The sequence below is a fragment of the Frankia sp. CeCAU1 genome (assembly GCF_977971845.1).
Genome location: NZ_CDWWXA010000082.1, coordinates 1 through 17889 on the forward strand (window position 1 = coordinate 1; position 17889 = coordinate 17889).

General features: G+C 71.8%; 19 protein-coding genes. 8 read left to right on the forward strand and 11 right to left on the reverse strand.

What is annotated here, in order from left to right; genetic code table 11:
* Positions 1-202: 202 nt before the first annotated feature.
* Positions 203-961 carry an SDR family NAD(P)-dependent oxidoreductase gene (locus AC08OO_RS14930; protein ID WP_023841358.1) on the forward strand — a complete coding sequence of 253 codons (759 nt, stop codon included), beginning with the start codon at positions 203-205 and terminating at the stop codon, positions 959-961.
* A gap of 15 nt (positions 962-976) precedes the next feature.
* Here the strand turns inward: AC08OO_RS14930 and AC08OO_RS14935 are convergent, their stop codons facing one another.
* Both AC08OO_RS14935 and moeZ read right to left on the reverse strand, forming a co-directional pair.
* The gene (locus AC08OO_RS14935; protein WP_011438176.1) at positions 977-1363 is read right to left on the reverse strand and encodes an MGMT family protein; all 387 of its coding nucleotides are present in this window, start codon (positions 1361-1363) and stop codon (positions 977-979) included.
* A gap of 118 nt (positions 1364-1481) precedes the next feature.
* Positions 1482-2654: an adenylyltransferase/sulfurtransferase MoeZ gene (gene moeZ, locus AC08OO_RS14940; RefSeq protein ID WP_476610428.1), complete on the reverse strand. Its 1173-nt coding sequence runs from the start codon at positions 2652-2654 to the stop codon at positions 1482-1484.
* A gap of 222 nt (positions 2655-2876) precedes the next feature.
* Between moeZ and AC08OO_RS14945 the strand changes: the two genes are divergently transcribed.
* Positions 2877-3050 carry a CsbD family protein gene (locus tag AC08OO_RS14945; protein ID WP_085014893.1) on the forward strand — a complete coding sequence of 58 codons (174 nt, stop codon included), beginning with the start codon at positions 2877-2879 and terminating at the stop codon, positions 3048-3050.
* A gap of 106 nt (positions 3051-3156) precedes the next feature.
* On the opposite strand, the gene ku is transcribed toward AC08OO_RS14945, so the two are convergent.
* Positions 3157-4377 carry a non-homologous end joining protein Ku gene (gene ku, locus AC08OO_RS14950; RefSeq protein ID WP_476618665.1) on the reverse strand — a complete coding sequence of 407 codons (1221 nt, stop codon included), beginning with the start codon at positions 4375-4377 and terminating at the stop codon, positions 3157-3159.
* Positions 4378-4796: 419 nt separating this feature from the next.
* Between ku and AC08OO_RS14955 the strand changes: the two genes are divergently transcribed.
* From AC08OO_RS14955 to AC08OO_RS14965, 3 genes are all read left to right on the forward strand, one after another.
* On the forward strand, positions 4797-5000 hold the full coding sequence (locus tag AC08OO_RS14955) for a hypothetical protein (RefSeq protein WP_476610430.1): 204 nt from the start codon (positions 4797-4799) through the stop codon (positions 4998-5000).
* Between the two features lie 146 nt (positions 5001-5146).
* A complete protein-coding gene (locus AC08OO_RS14960) occupies positions 5147-5836 on the forward strand; it encodes a TetR/AcrR family transcriptional regulator (RefSeq protein ID WP_476610431.1) in 690 nt (229 codons plus the stop codon).
* 224 nt (positions 5837-6060) lie between these two features.
* Positions 6061-6288, forward strand: coding sequence for a DUF3107 domain-containing protein (locus AC08OO_RS14965; protein ID WP_011438181.1), 228 nt, complete (start codon positions 6061-6063; stop codon positions 6286-6288).
* An 84-nt stretch (positions 6289-6372) separates the two neighbouring features.
* Here AC08OO_RS14965 and AC08OO_RS14970 read toward each other — a convergent pair whose 3' ends face one another.
* The gene (locus tag AC08OO_RS14970) at positions 6373-7044 is read right to left on the reverse strand and encodes a ferritin-like fold-containing protein (RefSeq protein WP_476610443.1); all 672 of its coding nucleotides are present in this window, start codon (positions 7042-7044) and stop codon (positions 6373-6375) included.
* A 464-nt stretch (positions 7045-7508) separates the two neighbouring features.
* On the opposite strand from AC08OO_RS14970, the gene AC08OO_RS14975 reads away from it, so the two are divergent.
* Positions 7509-9200: a DEAD/DEAH box helicase gene (locus tag AC08OO_RS14975; RefSeq protein WP_476618666.1), complete on the forward strand. Its 1692-nt coding sequence runs from the start codon at positions 7509-7511 to the stop codon at positions 9198-9200.
* Between the two features lie 456 nt (positions 9201-9656).
* Here AC08OO_RS14975 and AC08OO_RS14980 read toward each other — a convergent pair whose 3' ends face one another.
* Together AC08OO_RS14980 and AC08OO_RS14985 are read right to left on the reverse strand one after the other, a co-directional pair.
* Positions 9657-10628 carry a ParA family protein gene (locus AC08OO_RS14980; RefSeq protein ID WP_476610433.1) on the reverse strand — a complete coding sequence of 324 codons (972 nt, stop codon included), beginning with the start codon at positions 10626-10628 and terminating at the stop codon, positions 9657-9659.
* A gap of 175 nt (positions 10629-10803) precedes the next feature.
* Positions 10804-11178 carry an antibiotic biosynthesis monooxygenase family protein gene (locus AC08OO_RS14985; protein ID WP_476610434.1) on the reverse strand — a complete coding sequence of 125 codons (375 nt, stop codon included), beginning with the start codon at positions 11176-11178 and terminating at the stop codon, positions 10804-10806.
* A 53-nt stretch (positions 11179-11231) separates the two neighbouring features.
* Here AC08OO_RS14985 and AC08OO_RS14990 point away from each other — a divergent pair, with 53 nt between their 5' ends.
* A complete protein-coding gene (locus AC08OO_RS14990; RefSeq protein WP_476610435.1) occupies positions 11232-11864 on the forward strand; it encodes a hypothetical protein in 633 nt (210 codons plus the stop codon).
* Here AC08OO_RS14990 and AC08OO_RS14995 read toward each other — a convergent pair.
* Both AC08OO_RS14995 and AC08OO_RS15000 read right to left on the reverse strand, forming a co-directional pair.
* Positions 11851-13059 (reverse strand): pyridoxal phosphate-dependent aminotransferase, encoded by a 1209-nt coding sequence (locus tag AC08OO_RS14995; protein WP_476610436.1) that lies wholly within the window; start codon positions 13057-13059, stop codon positions 11851-11853. The genes AC08OO_RS14990 and AC08OO_RS14995 overlap by 14 nt on opposite strands.
* A 152-nt stretch (positions 13060-13211) precedes the next feature.
* Positions 13212-14057, reverse strand: coding sequence for a RecB family exonuclease (locus tag AC08OO_RS15000; protein ID WP_476610437.1), 846 nt, complete (start codon positions 14055-14057; stop codon positions 13212-13214).
* Between the two features lie 369 nt (positions 14058-14426).
* Between AC08OO_RS15000 and AC08OO_RS15005 the strand changes: the two genes are divergently transcribed.
* Positions 14427-14708, forward strand: a complete 282-nt coding sequence (locus AC08OO_RS15005) for a chorismate mutase (RefSeq protein WP_011438189.1) — start codon at positions 14427-14429, stop codon at positions 14706-14708.
* Positions 14709-14776: 68 nt separating this feature from the next.
* Here AC08OO_RS15005 and AC08OO_RS15010 read toward each other — a convergent pair whose 3' ends face one another.
* The 3 genes from AC08OO_RS15010 to AC08OO_RS15020 form a co-directional block, all read right to left on the reverse strand.
* Positions 14777-15370 (reverse strand): DUF1003 domain-containing protein, encoded by a 594-nt coding sequence (locus AC08OO_RS15010; protein WP_476610438.1) that lies wholly within the window; start codon positions 15368-15370, stop codon positions 14777-14779.
* Entirely contained in the window at positions 15367-16710 is a 1344-nt protein-coding gene (locus AC08OO_RS15015; RefSeq protein ID WP_011438191.1) for a magnesium transporter MgtE N-terminal domain-containing protein, read from the reverse strand. Before AC08OO_RS15015 ends, AC08OO_RS15010 begins: the two co-directional genes overlap by 4 nt.
* A gap of 219 nt (positions 16711-16929) precedes the next feature.
* A partial coding sequence (locus tag AC08OO_RS15020) for a TerD family protein (RefSeq protein WP_476618667.1) occupies positions 16930-17889 on the reverse strand: 960 nt, incomplete at its 5' end.

The following is a 17889-nucleotide window of genomic DNA, read 5'->3' on the forward strand; positions in this document are numbered from 1 at the left end:
GGGCGGTGGGGGCGGGGGCAGGAAGGACGACCACGGGCAAAGCACATCACGTGGGTCCGACAACCCAGCCAACCCCGCCGGCTCCGCGGCGGGTCGGCGTCCGTAGCGCGGCAGCGATGGGACCGCGGTGTGGCGACGACCGGGACACTCGACGACCGGGACACTCGGGGGGCCTCTCACGCGTGCGCGTCAGGACGTGGCAGTGTCCTTAGTCATGACCGAGTGCAGCGACAAGGTCGCGCTCCTGACCGGAGCGGGATCCGGCATCGGTGCCGCCTGCGCCCGCCGACTGGCGAGGGCGGGCGCCCGGGTCGTCGCCACCGACCTCGACGCGCACACTGTCAAGGAGGTGGTGGCGACGATCGAGGACGGTGGCGGGGAGGCGCTCGCTCTGGAGGCGGACGTCACCGATCCCGATTCGCTCGAACGCGCCGTCCAGGTCACCGTCGGCACCTTCGGACGGCTGGACCTGGCGGTGAACAACGCGGGAGTGAGCGCGGGGCGCGAGCCGGTGGAGACCACCCCGGCGCAGGACTGGCAGCGGGTGCTGGACGTCAACCTCTCCGGCGTCTTCTACAGCATGCGGGCCGAGATCACGGCGATGCTGCGCGGCGACGGAGGCTCGATCGTCAACATGGCCTCGGTGCTCGGGGTGGTCGGGTTCGCCGGGTCGGCGCCCTACGTCGCCGCGAAGCACGGGGTCATCGGGCTGACCAAGACGGCCGCCCTGGACTACGCCACCCGCGGCATCCGAGTGAACGCGGTGGCGCCGGGCTTCGTGGACACCCCGCTGCTGCATGTCGACGGCCGGCCGCGGCGCGGAGCCGCGCTGTTCTCGCCGATCAACCGGCTGGGCACGGTCGACGAGGTGGCCGAGGTCGTCGTCTTCCTGCTGTCCGACCGGGCCTCCCTGGTCACGGGCAGCGTCTATCTGGCCGACGGCGGCATGGCCGCCCGCTGACCGGGCCCGCGGCGGTCAGGCCGGAGAACCGTCCCACCGGGCCGCGGCGAGATCGACCTGGTCGCCTCCGGGGCGCAGCGGCGTCCGGTCGGCGACGAGCCGGCGCAGGGCCTCGACCGGTGCGGCCGGGTTCGGTTCCCCGGTCGCCCGGATCACCCGGTGCCAGGGCACCTCGTCGCCGAATCGGGACAGCACGGCTCCAACCGTGCGCCCCGACCCGGCGCCGACGTACTCGGCCACGTCGCCATAGGTCATCACCCTGCCCGGCGGGATGCGCGCCACCGCATCCAGCACCTCAAGGGCGTGCGGACCCGGCGCGCCGCCGAGCGAGATCCGGGTACCGAGCCCGGCGGAGACGCTCGCCGGCGGCGCATCACGCCGGGCCCGCGGCCTGGGGCTCATCCAGGCTCCGTGGGGCTCATCCAGGCTCCGTGGGACTCGTCCGGGCTCCGTGGCTCATCCGGGCTCCGTGGCTCATCCGGGCTCCGTGGCTCATCCGGGCTCCGTGGCTCATCCGGGCTCAGTAGACCGGCAGCGACTTGTCGACCTGGATCGCCCACGCGGTCACGCCACCCTGGACGTGCACGGCAGAGGAGAAGCCGGCGCCCTTCAGCGTGGCGAGCGCGTCGGCCGAGCGCACCCCGGACTTGCAGTAGACGACCACCCGACGGTGCTGCGGCAGTTCGGAGAGATGCGCGGGCAGGTCCCCCTTGGGGATCAGGCGCGCGCCGGGGATCCGGACGATCTCCCACTCGGCCGGCTCACGGACGTCGACGAGCTCGATCGGCTCGCCGGCATCCAGCCAGCTCTTGAGCTCGCCCGCAGTGATCGTCGAGCCGGCGGCGGCCAACTGCGCCTCCTCCGAGACCGCCCCGCAGAACGCCTCGTAGTCGATCAGCTCGGTGATCGTCGGGTTCTTCCCGCACAACGGGCACTCCGGGTCCTTGCGGACCTTGATCAACCGATAGGTCATCTCCAGGGCGTCATACACCATCAGCCGACCGACCAGTGGATCACCGACCCCGGTCAGCACCTTGATGGCCTCGGTGGTCTGGATGGAGGCGATGGAGGCGCACAGCACACCCAGCACCCCGCCCTCGGCGCAGGAGGGGACCATGCCGGGAGGCGGCGGCTCCGGGTAGAGGCAGCGGTAGCACGGTCCGTGCTCGGCCCAGAAGACGCTGGCCTGACCGTCGAAGCGGTAGATCGAACCCCAGACGTAGGGCTTGCCGAGCAGCACCGCGGCGTCGTTGACCAGGTAACGGGTGGCGAAGTTGTCCGTGCCGTCGACGATGAGGTCGTACCCGCTGAAGATCTCCATGACGTTGGAGGCGTCCAGCCGGGTCTCGTGCAGGACGACGTTCACGTACGGGTTGATGTTGCGAACCGAGTCGCGGGCCGACTCCGCCTTCGAGCGGCCGACGTCGGACTGGCCGTGGATGATCTGACGCTGCAGGTTCGACTCGTCAACGGTGTCGAACTCGACGACGCCTAGCGTCCCGACGCCGGCGGCGGCCAGGTACATCAGCGTCGGCGAGCCGAGGCCACCGGCACCGACCGCCAGCACCCTGGCGTTCTTCAGCCGCTTCTGGCCGTCCATGGCGACATCCGGAATGATCAGATGCCGAGAGTACCGGCGGATCTCGTCGACGGTCAGCCCCTCGGCGGGGTCGACCAGGGGCGGAAGGGACACGCTTGCTCCTTGCGTTCGGTGTCGTCCTTCGACGATGCCACAGCGCGACGCGGCGTCGCCGGATTTGGGCCATCCGCCGGGAGGTCCCTCATCACGGGTACACGTCGGACATCGCGACGGCCGGCCCTCTGGTGCAGCGCACGGCGCCCCCGGAGTGTTCCCGCGGCTGCCACGGGTAGACCTCTTCCGACCCACCGCACATACAGTGAGGAGTTGAGTGCAGTGTCCTTCACTGACAAGGTCAGGAACAAGATGCGGGAGCTCCGCGGGCGGACCAAGGAACAGGCCGGCAAGGCCACCGAGAACCGGGACCTGCAGGCGGAGGGCCGGGGAGAACGCGGCGTCGCCGACCTCAAGAACGCCGGGGAGAAGGCGAAGGAGGCCTTCCGTCACTAACCGCCTTCTGTCGTTGACCGCTTTCCGTCACTGACCACCCGGTATCCACCGGCCCCCGGCTCCCGCGCCGGGACCGCTCCTCAGGTTGGTCGTGGGGAACCACTCCTCAGGCGGATCGCCGCGTCGGGGGCGTCTTCGAGGTCGGCGTCCTCGAGGCCGACCTCGAGGAGGCGGCCTTGGCCGCGGAGGTCTTGGCCGCGGAGGTCTTGGCCGCGGAGGTCTTGGCGGGCGACGTCTTCGTGGCGGCGTTCGTCTTCGCGGTGCTCTTCGTCGAGGACGGCGTCTTCCGGGCGGTCGACCGCGTGCCCGGGGCCGACGAGGCACCCTTGACCGAGGAGGTACGGCCGCCCCGCCGTCCATCGGACGCCTTGCCGTCGGACGCCTTGTCGTCGGACGCCTTGCCGTCGGGCCCCTTGTCGTCGGGCCCCTTGTCGTCGGGCCCCTTGTCGTCGGGCCCCTTGTCGTCGGACGCCTTGTCGGTGACCCCGGCAGCCGCGGGCCCCGCGTCACCATCTGCCACAGCCGCACCACCTGCCACGGCCGCTTCGCCGGGCCGTTCAGCGCGGGCGGCGGCTATGCTCGCGCGCAGCGCCGCCATGAGGTCGCCGACCGCCTCACCAGCCGACCCGCCCGGCGAGGCCACAACCTCGCGGCCGGCGACCTTCGCGTCGATCACGGCCTGCAGGGCCTCACGGTAGTTGTCGGTGTACCTGGTGGGGTCGAAGTCGGCTGCCAGGGTGTGGATGAGCGAGGCAGCCACCGACAGCTCCTGCGGGCGCACCACGACGTCCTCCTCGAGGAACGGAAAGTCCGGTTGCCGCACCTCGTCCGGCCAGACCATGGTCTCCAGGACGAAGACGCCGCCGCGCACCCGGAGCGTCGCGAGCTGCTCGCGTTGCCGCAGGGCTATCTTCACCAACGCGACACGGCCCGATGCGGCCAGCGCGTCACGAAGAAGAACGTAGGGTTTGGCGCCGGTGCGGTCGGGCTCGACGTAGTAGCTCTTCGCGAAGTAGATCGGGTCGACCTGCTCCAACGGGACGAACTCCAGCACGTCGATCGCCCGGGAGGTGGACAGCGGGAGATTCGCGAAGTCCTCGTCGGTGAGTACGACGGTCTCCCCGTCCGGCAGCTCGTAGCCCTTGGCAATGTCGGCGTAGTTGACCTCGTCCCCGTCGGCCTCCGCTACTCTCCGGTATCGGATACGAGACCCATCCGACCGTCTAACCTGGTGAAACGCGACATCCCGTTCCTGGGTCGCCGAGTAGAGCCTCACCGGGATGGACACCAGGCCGAAGGAGATCACGCCCTTCCAGGTCGCACGCATGTTCGCCCCTCACGTCACGTACCCCTATGGTGTCCCACCGGAAGCCCACGAGTAAGCCAGACAAGCGAAAAGCTTGAACCTATCAACAGGTGAAGATCTCCAGGACGCCAGCCGCCCTGGAGACACACCGGAGAACACCGACGACCGGCGGGGGATATATGTGCAGGAGGGCGGAACGTACCCAGGACGGGAAGCCTGGTGCGAGCGGGACACGGAGCCGGGAACGGCGCGGGAGCGGGGAGTGGGATGAGTGACGGACGCCACCGCCACGTCCGTGACGAGGCCGGCCCGGCCGATGGCGCGTGAGGGCCACCCGTTCCGGGCACATCGCGATCCGGACCCCGGACAGGTTCGGATCGTCCATTTCCGGCGCCCGCCCCAGCGGGTCGCCATAACGATGAGCGCAGGAGGACGTCCCCATGGGAGCACCCACCGACCTTCCGGCATCCGATCTTCCGATCGAGGCGCCCGACGCCGACGCCGTCGAGCAGGCCCGGGAGATACGTCCGGCCGGCCCGGCGCTGCGCTGGCTACCTTCGGCGCCACCCGTCGAGGCCGACGAGTACGACGTCGTCGAGCAGAGCATCGTGGTCGAGACCGACGAGGACGACGACTACCGCTGACCCGACTACCAGCGACCCGGCGCCACCCCGCGCGAGCGACAAGCAGGCCGGCTGGTTTCGTTTCGACGAACGCCAGCCGGTCGGACCCCGCGGGTACTGTTGACCGCATCAACCAGGAGGTGCGCCATCAGCCAGGAGGTGCGCCGGTGACCGCCGAGCCAGCCCCGCCCGACGCACGACCGGGCAGGGCTCCCCGGCTCCCCCGCACCGCGCGCCGCTTCCAGCTTCTGGGAGCCGCCCGCGAGGTCTTCGTCGCCCAGGGCTACCACGCAGCGGCGATGGACGAGATCGCCGAGCGGGCCGGCGTCAGCAAACCGGTGCTGTACCAGCACTTCCCCGGCAAGCTCGAACTCTATCTCGCGCTGCTCGACGAGCACGCCACCCAGCTGGTGACGAGCGTCCAGGACGCGCTCGCCTCCACCTCGGACAACCACGCGCGCATCGCCCGGTCCATCCGAGCGTACTTCGACTTCGTCAACGACCCCTCTGGGGCACACCAGCTCGTGCTGGAGTCGGACCTGCGCAACGAGCCCGCGGTCCGCCAGCGCATCGAGACCGCCTTCGCCCAGTGCGTGCGGGCCATCGCCGCGACGATCGTCGCCGACACCGGGCTGCCCCAGGACGAGGCCGACCTGCTCGCGGTCGGGCTGGTTGGGCTGGCCGAGACGGCGTCGCGCTGGTGGCTGGTCCGCGGTGCCACCGTGGAAAAGGAACGGGCCATCGAGTCGATGGTGGAGCTGGCCTGGCGCGGCATCGGCGGCTACCCCCGCCAGGAGCACCGGGATGCCGCGGGCACGAACACGGAGCCGCACAAGGAGGTCCCCCCCGCCGGCTGACGTCGTCCGGCGCACCGGGTGTGCCGGACGCACCGGGTGTGCCGGACGCACCGGGTGTAACGGACACATCGGGCAAGCGTTTGCCGGGTGCGCGGATGTGCCCGGAGCGAACACGCCGCCCCTGCCGCGGTGGAGAAGTCCCGGAAGCCATAGTGTGGGCGGTGATCCAAGATCGGCGGCGCTCGTCCGCCGACGGTAGGTCCGACGAAGGCGGAGGTCATCGGGTGGAGGTCAAGATCGGCGTCCGGCAGGTCAGCCGGGAGCTGGTACTGGAGAGCAGCCAGTCCCCGGAGGCTGTCGCCGCGCTGGTGAATGAGGCGGTCAAGGCCGACAACGGGGTGCTGACCCTCGTCGACGACAAAGGCCGGCAGGTGATAATGCCGATCGCGTCGCTGGCCTATGTGGAGATCGCCGCGACCACGACTCGACGAGTGGGCTTCGGCGCCGTCTAGGCCCCGGCCGACCACCGGCAGCGGTCCGCCGGCCGGCCCGCCGGGGAGCCGACCGGCGTCGCCGCGCCGGTCGGCGGGCCCGGATCAGGCGGACAGGCCCAGTGCCGCCATCCGCCGGCCATGCGCCGCCATGATGCGGTTGAAGATCGCCGCCAGCGCCTCCAGGTCGCCAACCCCGACCAACAGCCCGGTGAGCGCGTCGCGATCGACCCCGACCCGCTGGGCCTGCGTGAGCGCCTCACCGACGAGCCGACGGGCCCACAGCGCCAGCCGCCCGGCCACCGTCGGGTTGGCGCTGATCGCCGCGCGCACCCGCTCGACCGCGAAGGCTGCGTGCCCGGTGTCGTCGAGCACCTTCAGAACCAGTTCGCGTGACGGTGACGGAAGCCGCGCCGCGATCTCGCGATAGAAGTCCGCCGCGATGTTGTCCCCCACGTAGGCCTTCACGAGGCTCTCCAGCCAGTCGGCCGGGGCGGTCGAGTTGTGGAAGGCGGTCAGTGGCGCGATGAACGGGGCCATCGCGAGCTCCCGGTCGACGCCGAGCCGGTCCAGCTCGTCGCTGATGGCCTGGAAATGGGCGAACTCGGCGGCGGCCATCTTCGCCAGGGCGATCTTGTCGGCAACGGTCGGTGACATCCGCGCGTCGGTGGCCATGCGCTCGAAGGCGGTCAGCTCGCCGTAGGCGAGCAGGCCCAGCAGATCCACGGTCGCCTGGTCCACGGTCGGTGCGGGTCCGGCATCCGGGGACGGGGGCACCCGATTGTCAGAGTCACCTACCTGACCGGGGGCGGTGATGGCGATGGGTGTCGCCGGGCCGGCCGGGGTCCGTGTCGTCTGTGCCACAGGCGCGATTCTGACACCCGCCGCAGTCGCTGTCGGCAAACACTCCTGCCAAGGAGCCCCCACCCGGGGTTACACCGGCTATGCTGGGGGCAGCCAGGGGTCGTTATGTCACCTCGGCCGCCGTGTAGCAGGCGTCGCCTCGTCACCTGTGCACCCAGAGTTGCCATCGAGGGCACCGGGGCACATGGATTTTCGGGTCGCGGGCGCCGCGCGGCTCACCCGAGCGGGTTCAGCGTAGACACCGCTCAGAGAAGACCAGGAGCGTCCCGCTGTCCGTCACAGCTGAAGTACCCACAGATGATCTGACTCCCTACGAGACACAAACCACCCCCTCCAGCCCCGGGTCCCCGGCGGCACCGACCTTCGCGGAGCTCGGCGTGCGCGCCGAGACCGTCTCGGCGCTGACCGAAGCGGGCATCGTGCACGCTTTCCCCATCCAGGAGTTGACGCTTCCACTCGCCCTGGCCCGCAACGACATCATCGGGCAGGCCCGCACCGGCACCGGCAAGACCCTCGCGTTCGGCGTCCCGGTGGTGCAGACGGTGCTGGCGGCCAAGGAGGGTGCCGACGGCCGTCCGCAGGCCCTCGTCGTGGTGCCCACCCGTGAGCTGTGCGTCCAGGTGACCGCGGACGTCACCCGCGCCGGCGCCCGCCGTGGCCTGCGGGTGCTGTCCGTCTACGGCGGGCGTGCCTACGAGCCGCAGCTGTCCGCGCTGCGCGCCGGGGTCGACATCGTCGTCGGCACGCCCGGCCGCCTGCTGGACCTCGCCCGCCAGCACGTGCTCGACCTGGCCGGCGTCGGCACCCTGGTCCTCGACGAGGCCGACGAGATGCTCGACCTCGGCTTCCTGCCGGACGTCGAGCGCATCATGTCGCAGCTGCCGACCGAGCGGCAGACGATGCTGTTCTCCGCGACCATGCCCGGCCCGGTCATCTCCCTGGCCCGGCGGTTCATGAAGCGGCCCGTGCACGTCCGCGCGGAACAGCCGGATGAGGAGCGCACGGTCCCGACCACCCGTCAGCACGTCTTCCGCGCCCACGCGCTGGACAAGATGGAGGTGCTGGCCCGGGTCCTGCAGGCCGGCGGCCGGGGGCTCGCCATGGTGTTCGTGCGGACCCGGCGCACCGCGGACAAGGTCGCCGAGGACCTCGCCAAGCGCGGCTTCGCGGCCGCGGCGGTGCACGGCGACCTGGGCCAGGGCCAGCGCGAGCAGGCGCTGCGCGCCTTCCGCTCCGGCAAGGTCGACGTCCTGGTCGCCACCGACGTGGCCGCCCGGGGCATCGACATCAACGGTGTCACCCACGTGGTCAACTACCAGTGCCCCGAAGACGAGAACGTCTATCTGCACCGCATCGGCCGCACCGGTCGGGCGGGCGAGAGCGGGGTGGCCATCACCTTCGTCGACTGGGACGACCTGCCGCGGTGGACGCTCGTCAACAAGGCGCTCGCCCTGCCGTTCGATGGCCCGGTGGAAACCTATTCCACCTCCCCCCACCTGTACGAGGCGCTCGGCATCCCGGCAGGCGCGAAGGGCACCCTGCCGCACGCGGCGCGGACCCGCGCCGGGCTCGCGGCCGAGGACATCGAGGATCTCGGGCAGTCCGGTCGCGGCGGGCGCCGCGGCTCGCGGACCGGGCGTGACCAGGACCGTTCCGAGCCGGCGGCGGTGCCGGCCCGGACTCGCGCCCGTCGGCGCACCCGCGGCGGTGGTGCGGCGGCCGCGGGTGCGGGGCTGGCCATCGCCGCGGACCCGGCGGACCCGGTCGACGAGGACGGCCGGAAGGCCGGCGCACCCGTGGTGGACGGTGCCGGGCAGACCGGGCTGGTCGAGTTCACCGGGACCGCCCCGCTCACCGACACCGACACCGACACCGACACGGACACCGGCACCGCCCGCGTCGTCTCCGCCCTGGCCTCGGAGACGGGCGTCGAGGCCGAGGAGTCGCCGCGCCGCCGGCGCCGGCGGCGCGGCAACCGTGGCCGCGCCGCGGGCACGATGCGGGAGGCCGGCGACGGCACCGAGGCCGACGCCGACGCCGGCACGCCGCCCCGAGCCGAGTCGGCCTGACACCCCGGCCCCGGCCCCGCATACCCACGGGGGTCGCCGGTCCGCGGGGGTCGTCAGCCCGCGGGCCGAAAATGCAGGCCCAGCCGGACCCAGCTCAGCCGCCGGCACGAGGGACAGCGCACCAAGGAGGGATGCCGGAGTCGGACCAGCGGTAGATGGACGCTCGGCGTCAGGACGCGCAGCGCGTGCCAGGCGCCGAGGGAGCTGGTCTGCCCGCATCGGGAGCAGCTGACGGTCAGGCTGGTGTTCGGCGGTGTCACGGGGCGGACGCCGCTGTACAACGCACGCTTTCCATGCGCGTCGCGACCCACCGTTGATCTCGCGCGAACCGGAGTGACCAGGGGAGACCGGGCGCCACGTGGACGCAGCCGGTCGAACCCGGCCGTCGCCCGGTCCTGCGCCTGCCTCCCGCCCGGCACCCGGCCGGGTGTCCGCCCGAGCTCGTTCACCGCCGGCTCACACCCGCACCTCTCCGGTGCAGGTCGGTTCGCCGACCTGCACCGGAGGACGGGAATGGTCCCGCATGCCCGCGGGTTGGCCGTCCCCCTCCCGAGGGCGTTGCCGCCGACCGGGCGAGGTGGTCCCCGGGCCGTCAACGGTTTCGGCGGCCTGTCCAACCGCGGTCCCGGCAGGGTCAGCGATGCCGGCGATGCCGGCGGCAGTGCCCACCCCCGCAACCCCGGCGATGGCACGGGCATGCGACCGGTAGGCCTCGGCCCCCTTGGAGCGCCGCGCGGTCGTCAGGATGGACCGCCCCGTTCCCGGCGCCTCGGCGAAGCGCACCGAGCGGGCTACCGGCGGCGCCAGCACCGCGATGTCGTACCGGGCGGAGACGTCGGCGAGCACCGCCCGGCAGTGCGCCGTGCGACCGTCGAACAGGGTCGGCAGCACGCCGCGGACCCGCAGGCCGGGATTGGTCAGCCGCTGCACGTCGTGCACCGTGTCCAACAGCTGGCCGACGCCGCGGTGGGACAACGTCTCGCACTGCAGCGGCACGATGACCTCGTCCGCCGCCGTCAACCCGTTGATGGTGAGCACGCCCAGGGAGGGCGGGCAGTCGATGAGGATGAAGTCGTACTCGTCGACGATCTCGGCGAGGGCAAGCCGCAGCGCGTGCTCCCGCCCGGTGCGTGACAGCAGCACCGCCTCGCAACCCGCCAGCTCGATGGTCGCGGGCAGCAGATCGGTGCCGTCCGGTGTCCTGGTGATGATGATGCCAGCGGACAACCGTCCCAGCAGGACGTCGTGCACCGACAGTTCGAGGGCATCCGGATCCAGCCCGAGCGAAAAGGTCAGACATGCCTGTGGGTCGAGATCGACCAGCAGGACCCGACGGTCCAGCTCGCACAGCGCGGCACCGAGACTCGACACGGAGGTCGTCTTGGCAACGCCGCCCTTCTGATTCGCAACAGCGAGTACTCGGGCCACACCGATCAGTGTGGGGGCGTGACCGATCCGTCACAACACTTGACGGGCGAAAATCTCGACGCGCCCCCGAGGCCACTCCGCAATCACCCTGAGTCGGACACCGACCAGCCATCCGCAACCCCGGTAGATCCGGGGGTACCACTCGTCTCATCCAGTGTGCGCCGCCGGGCGCGGGTCAGTTCGAGGCGGGGGCGGCGGTCTGCACCACCTCAAACGACCACAGCGTGGCCGCGGTGGCCGCGGGGGCACCCTGCCCCCCCGCCGGGGCCCCGTGGCCCGCAGGAGCGCCCTGACCGGCCGCGGCCTGCTCCGCGGCCTGCCGGTGGCCCTCACCGAACGCCTGCGAGGACTGCCACTTCTGGAAGTCCTCCTCGCTACGCCAACGGGTGTAGACGAGGTAGGTGTCCGTGCCCTCGATCGGGCGCAGCAGCTCGAACCATTCAAACCCGTCGGCCTGCTCCACCATCCCGGCGCGGCCGGCGAACCGCTTCTCCAGGGTGTCTCGCAGCTCTGCGGGCACGGTCAACACGTTGATCTTGACAACGCTCATGTCTTCAACCGTAGTGCGCGGGATCCATCACCGCACCGCTAGAGTCCCCCGACGTGCCAGGTCTTCCCCGTGTCGCCGTCCTCGGTCTCGATGCCGCCGGAGCCGCCGCGACAATCACACTCGCCGACGGTGGGCTGACCGTCACCGCGTTCTCCGAGGGCCCCACGCCGCCGCCGTCCCTCGCCGAACTCGCCACGCACGGTCTGACTGATCGTGTCGTCGCCGTGACTCCCGCTACGTTGCGCCTGGTCGGAGCCGCCGCGCTCGGTCCGCCTTTTGAGGTGCATGGCGCTCCCCACCCGGATGGCGAAGCCCACCCGCTCGGCGTTTTCGAGGCCGTGGTGCTCACCGGCCCGGCGGCGCGGCTAGGTCCGGCCGGGACTGGCTCAGCCCGTTTCGGCGAGGTCTTCGATCTCGAGGTTCCCTGGCTGTTCCATGTCGCGGGTCCCGCGCGGCTCGCGGCCGCCCAGGCCCGGTGGATCGGGGAATACCTGCGCGGGCGGTACGCGCCGCCGTCGCCCGATGAGATGGCTGCTCGCCCGCGACTGGCCGGCCGATCGCTGCGCGGCGGGACACACGGTCAGCTGACAGCGCTGGACCGGGAGCTGCACGCGGGGCATGCCCGGGCGGCCGAAGGCGGCTACCCGATGCCCCAGCCGCCTGGGACAACCCTCAACCCGGGGTAGCCGGCGGGGTGAGACGGGCAAGCCGCCGCGCCGCGGCCTCCAGGGTCGTGAGTTTCTTGGGGAAGCCGAACCGGATAATGTGGCGGCCGTCCGCCGGGTCCGCGAAGAACGACGAGCCGGGAACGGTGGCGACCCCGATCCCGGTGACCAGCCGGTGAGCGAAAGCCACGTCGTCACCGGCCGGGTCGAGCGCGCGGGTGTCGCACATCACGTAGTACGCCCCGTCCGGTTCCCGGAAGGTGAAGCCGGTCCGGGCGAGGGCCGCGCAGAGCAGGTCCCGCCGTTCCTGGTACTGCCGGGCGAGATCGACGTAGTACGTCTGCGGCAGGTTCATCGCCGCCACCCCGCCGGCCTGCAACGGTGCCGCCGCCCCGACGGTGAGGAAGTCGTGCACCTTGCGGATCGCCGAGGTGTAGGCGGCGGGCGCAATCGTCCAGCCGACCCGCCAGCCGGTCACCGCGTAGGTCTTGGACAGCGCATTGATGGTGACGGTGCGGTCCTCCAACCCGGGAACGGTGGCCGGCGGGATGTGGCCGCCCGGGCCCAGGTAATGGATGTGCTCGTAGATCTCGTCGGTGAACACGAGCGCGTCGTGGCGCTGGCAGAGCTCGGCGACGAGGTCCAGCTCGGCGCGGCGCACCACCTTGCCGGTCGGGTTGTGCGGGGTGTTCAGCACGATGGCGCGGGTGCGGTCGGAGAACGCCGCACGCAGCTCCGCCTCGTCGATCGTCCAGTCCGGGGCATGCAGGCGGACGAGCTTCGGCCGGGCGCCGGAGAGGATCGCGTCCGGGCCGTAGTTCTCGTAGAACGGCTCGAACATGATCACTTCGTCACCGGGGTCGACCAGCGCGAGCATCGCCGCGATCATCGCCTCGGTGGAGCCGCAGGTCACACAGATCTCGGTGTCGGGGTCGACCGACCAGCCCGGGTAGGTTCCGGCCACCTTCGCGGCAACGGCGGCGCGGAACTCCGCGGCTCCCCACGTGATGGCGTACTGGTTCACGTCCGCGTCGATGGCGGCCCTGGCCGCCTCCTTGAGCTGCGGCGGGCAGGCGAAGTCGGGGAAGCCCTGCGCGAGGTTCACGGCGTCGTGCGCGAGAGCGAGCCGGGTCATCTCCCGGATCACCGATTCGGTGAAGGTCGCGGCCTTCGCGGAGACCCGCGGCCGGGCGGGCGTGGCGGTCTGGTCGGGCACCGTCTCATGATGACGCCTCTCCCGGCCCGGTGTCCGACGCCCCGGTGTCCGACGCCCCGGTGTCCGACGCCCCGGTGTCCGACGCCCCGGTGTCCGACGCCCCGGTGTCCGGGCCGACCCGCCGGTCGCCGGCGCCCCGGTACGCCGATGCCTCAGTCCTCGTCGCCCTCGTCGCCGAGGGCGTCCCAGGGCTGGCGTTCGGGGCCGGCTGCCTGCCCCTCGGGGCAGTGGCTGCGGAAATCGCACCACGAGCACAGGGGGCCGGGGCTCGGCGGAAACGCCCGTTGCGGATCCTCACCCGCCCGCAGGGCCTCCGTCGCGCGCACGGCGTCCGCCGCGACCGACTCCGCCCGCCGCACGTGCCGGGCGATGCTCGCCTCGGTATGCTCGGCGGCCGCGACCCGCCCACTGGGCACGTGGTGCAGCTCGACCCGCCGGCATGGTTGGCGCAGCATCCGCCCGGCGGCCAGAGCGTAAAGCGCGAGCGCCGAGGACGATCGCGCGTCGTCGTCGGTGACCGGCCGGCGTCCGGTCTTGTAGTCGACGACGACCAGCTCCCCGTCCCGGTCGTCGAGACGGTCCACCCGTCCGGAGAAGGCCAGCGCCTCGGTACGGGCCGCGACCGAGCGCTCGACCCCGCGCGGCTCGGCCGCCGGATCGAGGTGCGCGACGTAGTCATGCGCCATCCGCGCGCCGCGCTCGCGCCACCGGTACGACTGCTCACCGTCCCGGAAACCTTCGTCGACCCACAGCAACCGCAACAGCGCCGCGGCCCGCTGTGGGACCCGTTGCTCGATCGGCCCCTCCCACCAGCGTCGCAGCGCGTTGTGCACGCTGACGCCGAAGGAGGTGTGCGCCCAGGGCGGCCCCTTGGGCGGCCGCGGCCGGTCCAGATACGTCATCCGGTACCGGCGGGGGCAGTCCTCGAAGGCCGCCAGCCGCGACGGCGTGCAGGAAAAAAGCCGGCGGGGCAGGCCGGTGAGCTCCAGTTGCGCCATCACTCACTCTGTAGTCTCTACCGGCCTCGCCTCGGTTACCGGACGCCCGCTCGGGCGCCGCCGCCCGAGTCAAGGCGAGGGATTAGTCGGGGTGGGGGTTACCCAAGAGCCAGGGTGGAGGGTACCCAAGAGATCAGGCTTCTGGACGAATCGGCGCGCGGCTGGCATGCTCTTGCCATGCAGTGCAGTCGACTCACGTGCCGCCGGCTCGCATGCCACGGCACGTCGCTACGGCTGTTTTATGGGGACCGGGCACGGTCCCCGCTCCGCCGCTGATCTCACGCGGCACAAGCGCCAGACCCAGGCCCGGTCCGCCTCCGGGTTGTCTCGGCCTGGGGTGCGCCGGGCCTCCGACCGAAAGGCCCACTTGTGGAGAACGTCGTCGACGCCCCCAGCACCGCGCCGGCCATCGCCTCGATCGACGAGGGACGACAGCTCATCGATGACATCGATGCTCAGCTGCGTGATCTCGTCGCGACCCGGCGGGATCTGTCCCAGCAGATCCAGGCGCTGCGCTCAGCCGAGGGCGGGCCTCGCATCCAGCACGCCCGGGAGAACGAAATCATCGCGATCTGGGCGGACAAGCTGGGGCCTCGTGGGGTCGAGATCGCGATGGCGGTGCTGACGCTCTGCCGCGGTACCGTGCGGTAGGCACCCGGGTATCCGCCGGTGCGGCGCGCGGCCGCCGTTCGCACCAGCCCGCCGCACCGGCCCGATCATCACGGCGGACGTAACGAACGCTCGCCCTCCCGCCGCCGTCGGCGCTCCCGATCGCGGTCCTTCGCCCGGTCACCGTCCGGCCCCTCCAGCTCCGCGAGCAACCCCCGCAGCTCCGAACGCAGAAAGTCCCGGGTGGCGAGCTCGCCGATCGTGATACGCATCGCGGCCAGTTCGCGGGCGAGGTATTCGGTGTCCTCGCGGTTACGGATGGTCTGCTCGCGGTCCTGGGCGAGGTTCGCGCGGTCCCGGTCGTCCTGGCGGTTCTGCGCCAGCAGGATGAGCGGTGCCGCGTACGCGGCCTGCAGCGACAGGACCAACGTCAGAAAGATGAACGGGAAATTATCGAACCGGACGGACTGCGGGGCGATGATGTTGTAAGCGACCCACAGCACAATCACGACGCTCTGCGCAACGAGGTACCGGGCCGTGCCGATGAAACGCGCCACCCGCTCCGCGATCCGCCCGAAGGCGTCCGGCTCGTAGGCGGAGCGCAGGGCGGACCGCCGGGACAGCCGCGGCTGATCGAGGCGGGCGCCTCGCGGCCGGCGGCGTCCCAGACGTCCCAGGCGTCCCAGGCGTCCCAGACGTCTCATGAGGCGGCCGGGGAGCTGCCCGCCTCACCGCGGGAGCCTGGTTCCACGTCGCCCGCGGCGGGCGGAGTCAGTGCCCCGGGGGTCGCCCGCGCATCCACGTCCGCGTCGAGCTGTCGCTCCCGCCAGTTCGCGGGAAGCAGGTGGTCGAGCACGTCGTCGACGGTGACGACGCCGACGAGCCGGCCGGCGCGGTCGAGAACCGGTGCCGCCACCAGGTTGTAGGACGCCAGATGACGGGTGACCTCGGCCAGCGGGGTCTCCGGCCGCAGCGAGGCGATGTCGACGTCGATCACGCCACCGACCAGGGTCGCCGGCGGCTCACGCAGCAGCCGCTGGAAGTGGGCGAGACCGAGGTAGCGGCCGGTGGGCGTCTCGTAGGGCGGACGCACCACGTAGACCTGCGCGGCGAGCGCCGGGGAAAGCTCGGGTTCGCGGATGCGGGCCAGCGCCTCGGCGACCGTCGCGTTCGGGGCGAGCACGACCGGCTCGCTGGTCATCATGCCGCCGGCCGTGTCGTCGGCGTAGAGCAGCAGACGGCGCACGCCGGCGGCCTCGTCGGGCTCCATCAGCCGCAGGAGACGCTCCGCGTCGTCGGCGGGCAGCTCGCCCAGCAGGTCCGCCGCGTCGTCGGGGCCCATCGCCTCCAGCACGTCGGCGGCCCGCTCGTCGGCGAGTCCCCCGAGCAGCTCGACCTGCTCGTCCTCCGGCAGCTCCTCGAGGACGTCGGCAAGCCGCTCGTCGTCAAGGGCGGCGGCGACCTCCGCGCGCCGTTTCTCGGACAGGTCATGCAGCAGCGACGCGAGGTCGGCGGGCCGCAGCTTCTCGAACGCAGCGAGCAGGTTCGCGGCCCCCTGCCCCTCCTCGGGCAGCGAGAAGCCGGTGACCTCGTCCCAGGCAACCGTCTTCACCTCGCCGCGCCGGCCCCGGCCGACCCGCACCGCCACCTGGTCGAGCACCCAGTCGCCGCCGCGGACCAGTTCGATCGCGGCGTCGACGACGGTCACCTCGACACCGGACGAGATGAGCGTCACCCGCCGGTCGAGCAGCTCGCCGAGCACCCGGGTCTCGTTCGGGCGCTGTTGGAAACGCCGCCAGCTCAGCCGGGCCGAGGACAGCACCACCGCGCCCGACTCCACCCCGGTGACCCGGCTCATCGGCACGAAGATCGGTCGGCGTTGGACCTCGACGGCCAGGCCCAGGACGCGGGGCGGCTCATGCCCGAGTCGCAGCGTCGCGATCACATCGCGCACCCTGCCGACCTGGTCGCCGTTCGGGTCCAGGACGAGCAGGCCCGCCAGCCGGCGGCAGTAGACGCGGGACGGGGCCGGGCGGGAGACCATGCCCATCACCGGGCGATGCCTGCGAAGTGCAACACACCGGCCCACGACGGCGCTGCAGACCTGTTCACGGCCGGAGGTTACCCGGCCCGGGACATCCCACAACCCGGAGAGGTCGGCCGGATCAACACCATCGCGCGGGCCGCCGGCAAACCGCCCGGCGTTCCGGGGCCGGGGATCGGCCTACCGGCACTGCCTACAGATCCTGCCTACCGGCACTGCCTACAGGTACTGCCTCGACGGATTGACCATGGCGCGGACGGTCTTGCCGTCGTGAAACTCCCCGATCGCCGTCATCGACCAGGTGGGAGCCCCGCGGTCGCGCTGCACCCGGCACATCACCAGTCCGGTGGACGGCTTGGAGTCAGACAGGTCGAACCGGACGAGCTCCTGCCCGGTGAGATCGTCATACAACCGGCAGTAGGCGTTACGCACCTCGACGAAGGTCTGTCCCTGGAAACTGTTGACCGTGAAGATCAGAGTGACGACGTTCCCCGGCAGGGCTTCGAGATCGACCAAGATTGTCTCGTCGTCCCCTTCGCCATGGCCCGTCAGGTTGTCCCCGGAGTGGCGCACGGCTCCCCGGGCGCCTTTCTTGGACATGAACCAGACCTTGTCGACGTCCTTGCCGCGCTCATCGAACAGGATGCAGGACGCGTCGAGGTCGATCGACTTCCCGTGCTGGGCCGGATCCCACCCAAGGCCCATCCGGACCCGGGTGAGCGGCGGCGCGCCGGTCTTCACCAGCGAGACGCTCTGCCCCTTGGTGAGCGATACCCGCCCCTTGTCCAGGTTCACCCGGCCGCCCTGCTGACCGGGCGCTCCCGGTGCGGGGGGCGGCGGACCCCACTGCTGACCACCCGGCTGCGACCCCCACCGCTGCCCGCCGGGCGGCGGGGGCGGCGGACCCCACTGCTGACCGGGCAGGGGCTGCGGTGTCCCCCACTGCGGCTGACCGGGCGCTCCCGGCGCGGGCGGCGGTCCCCACTGCTGACCGGGCAGGGGCTGCGGTGTCCCCCACTGCGGCTGACCGGGCGCTCCCGGCGCGGGCGGCGGTCCCCACTGCTGACCACCCGGCTGCGACCCCCACTGCGGGCCCCCCGCCGGGGTCGGCGCGGGCGGCGGTCCCCACTGCCTGCCGCCCGGGGGCGTGTCGTACGGTGCCGGGGCGGCCTGCGGGTG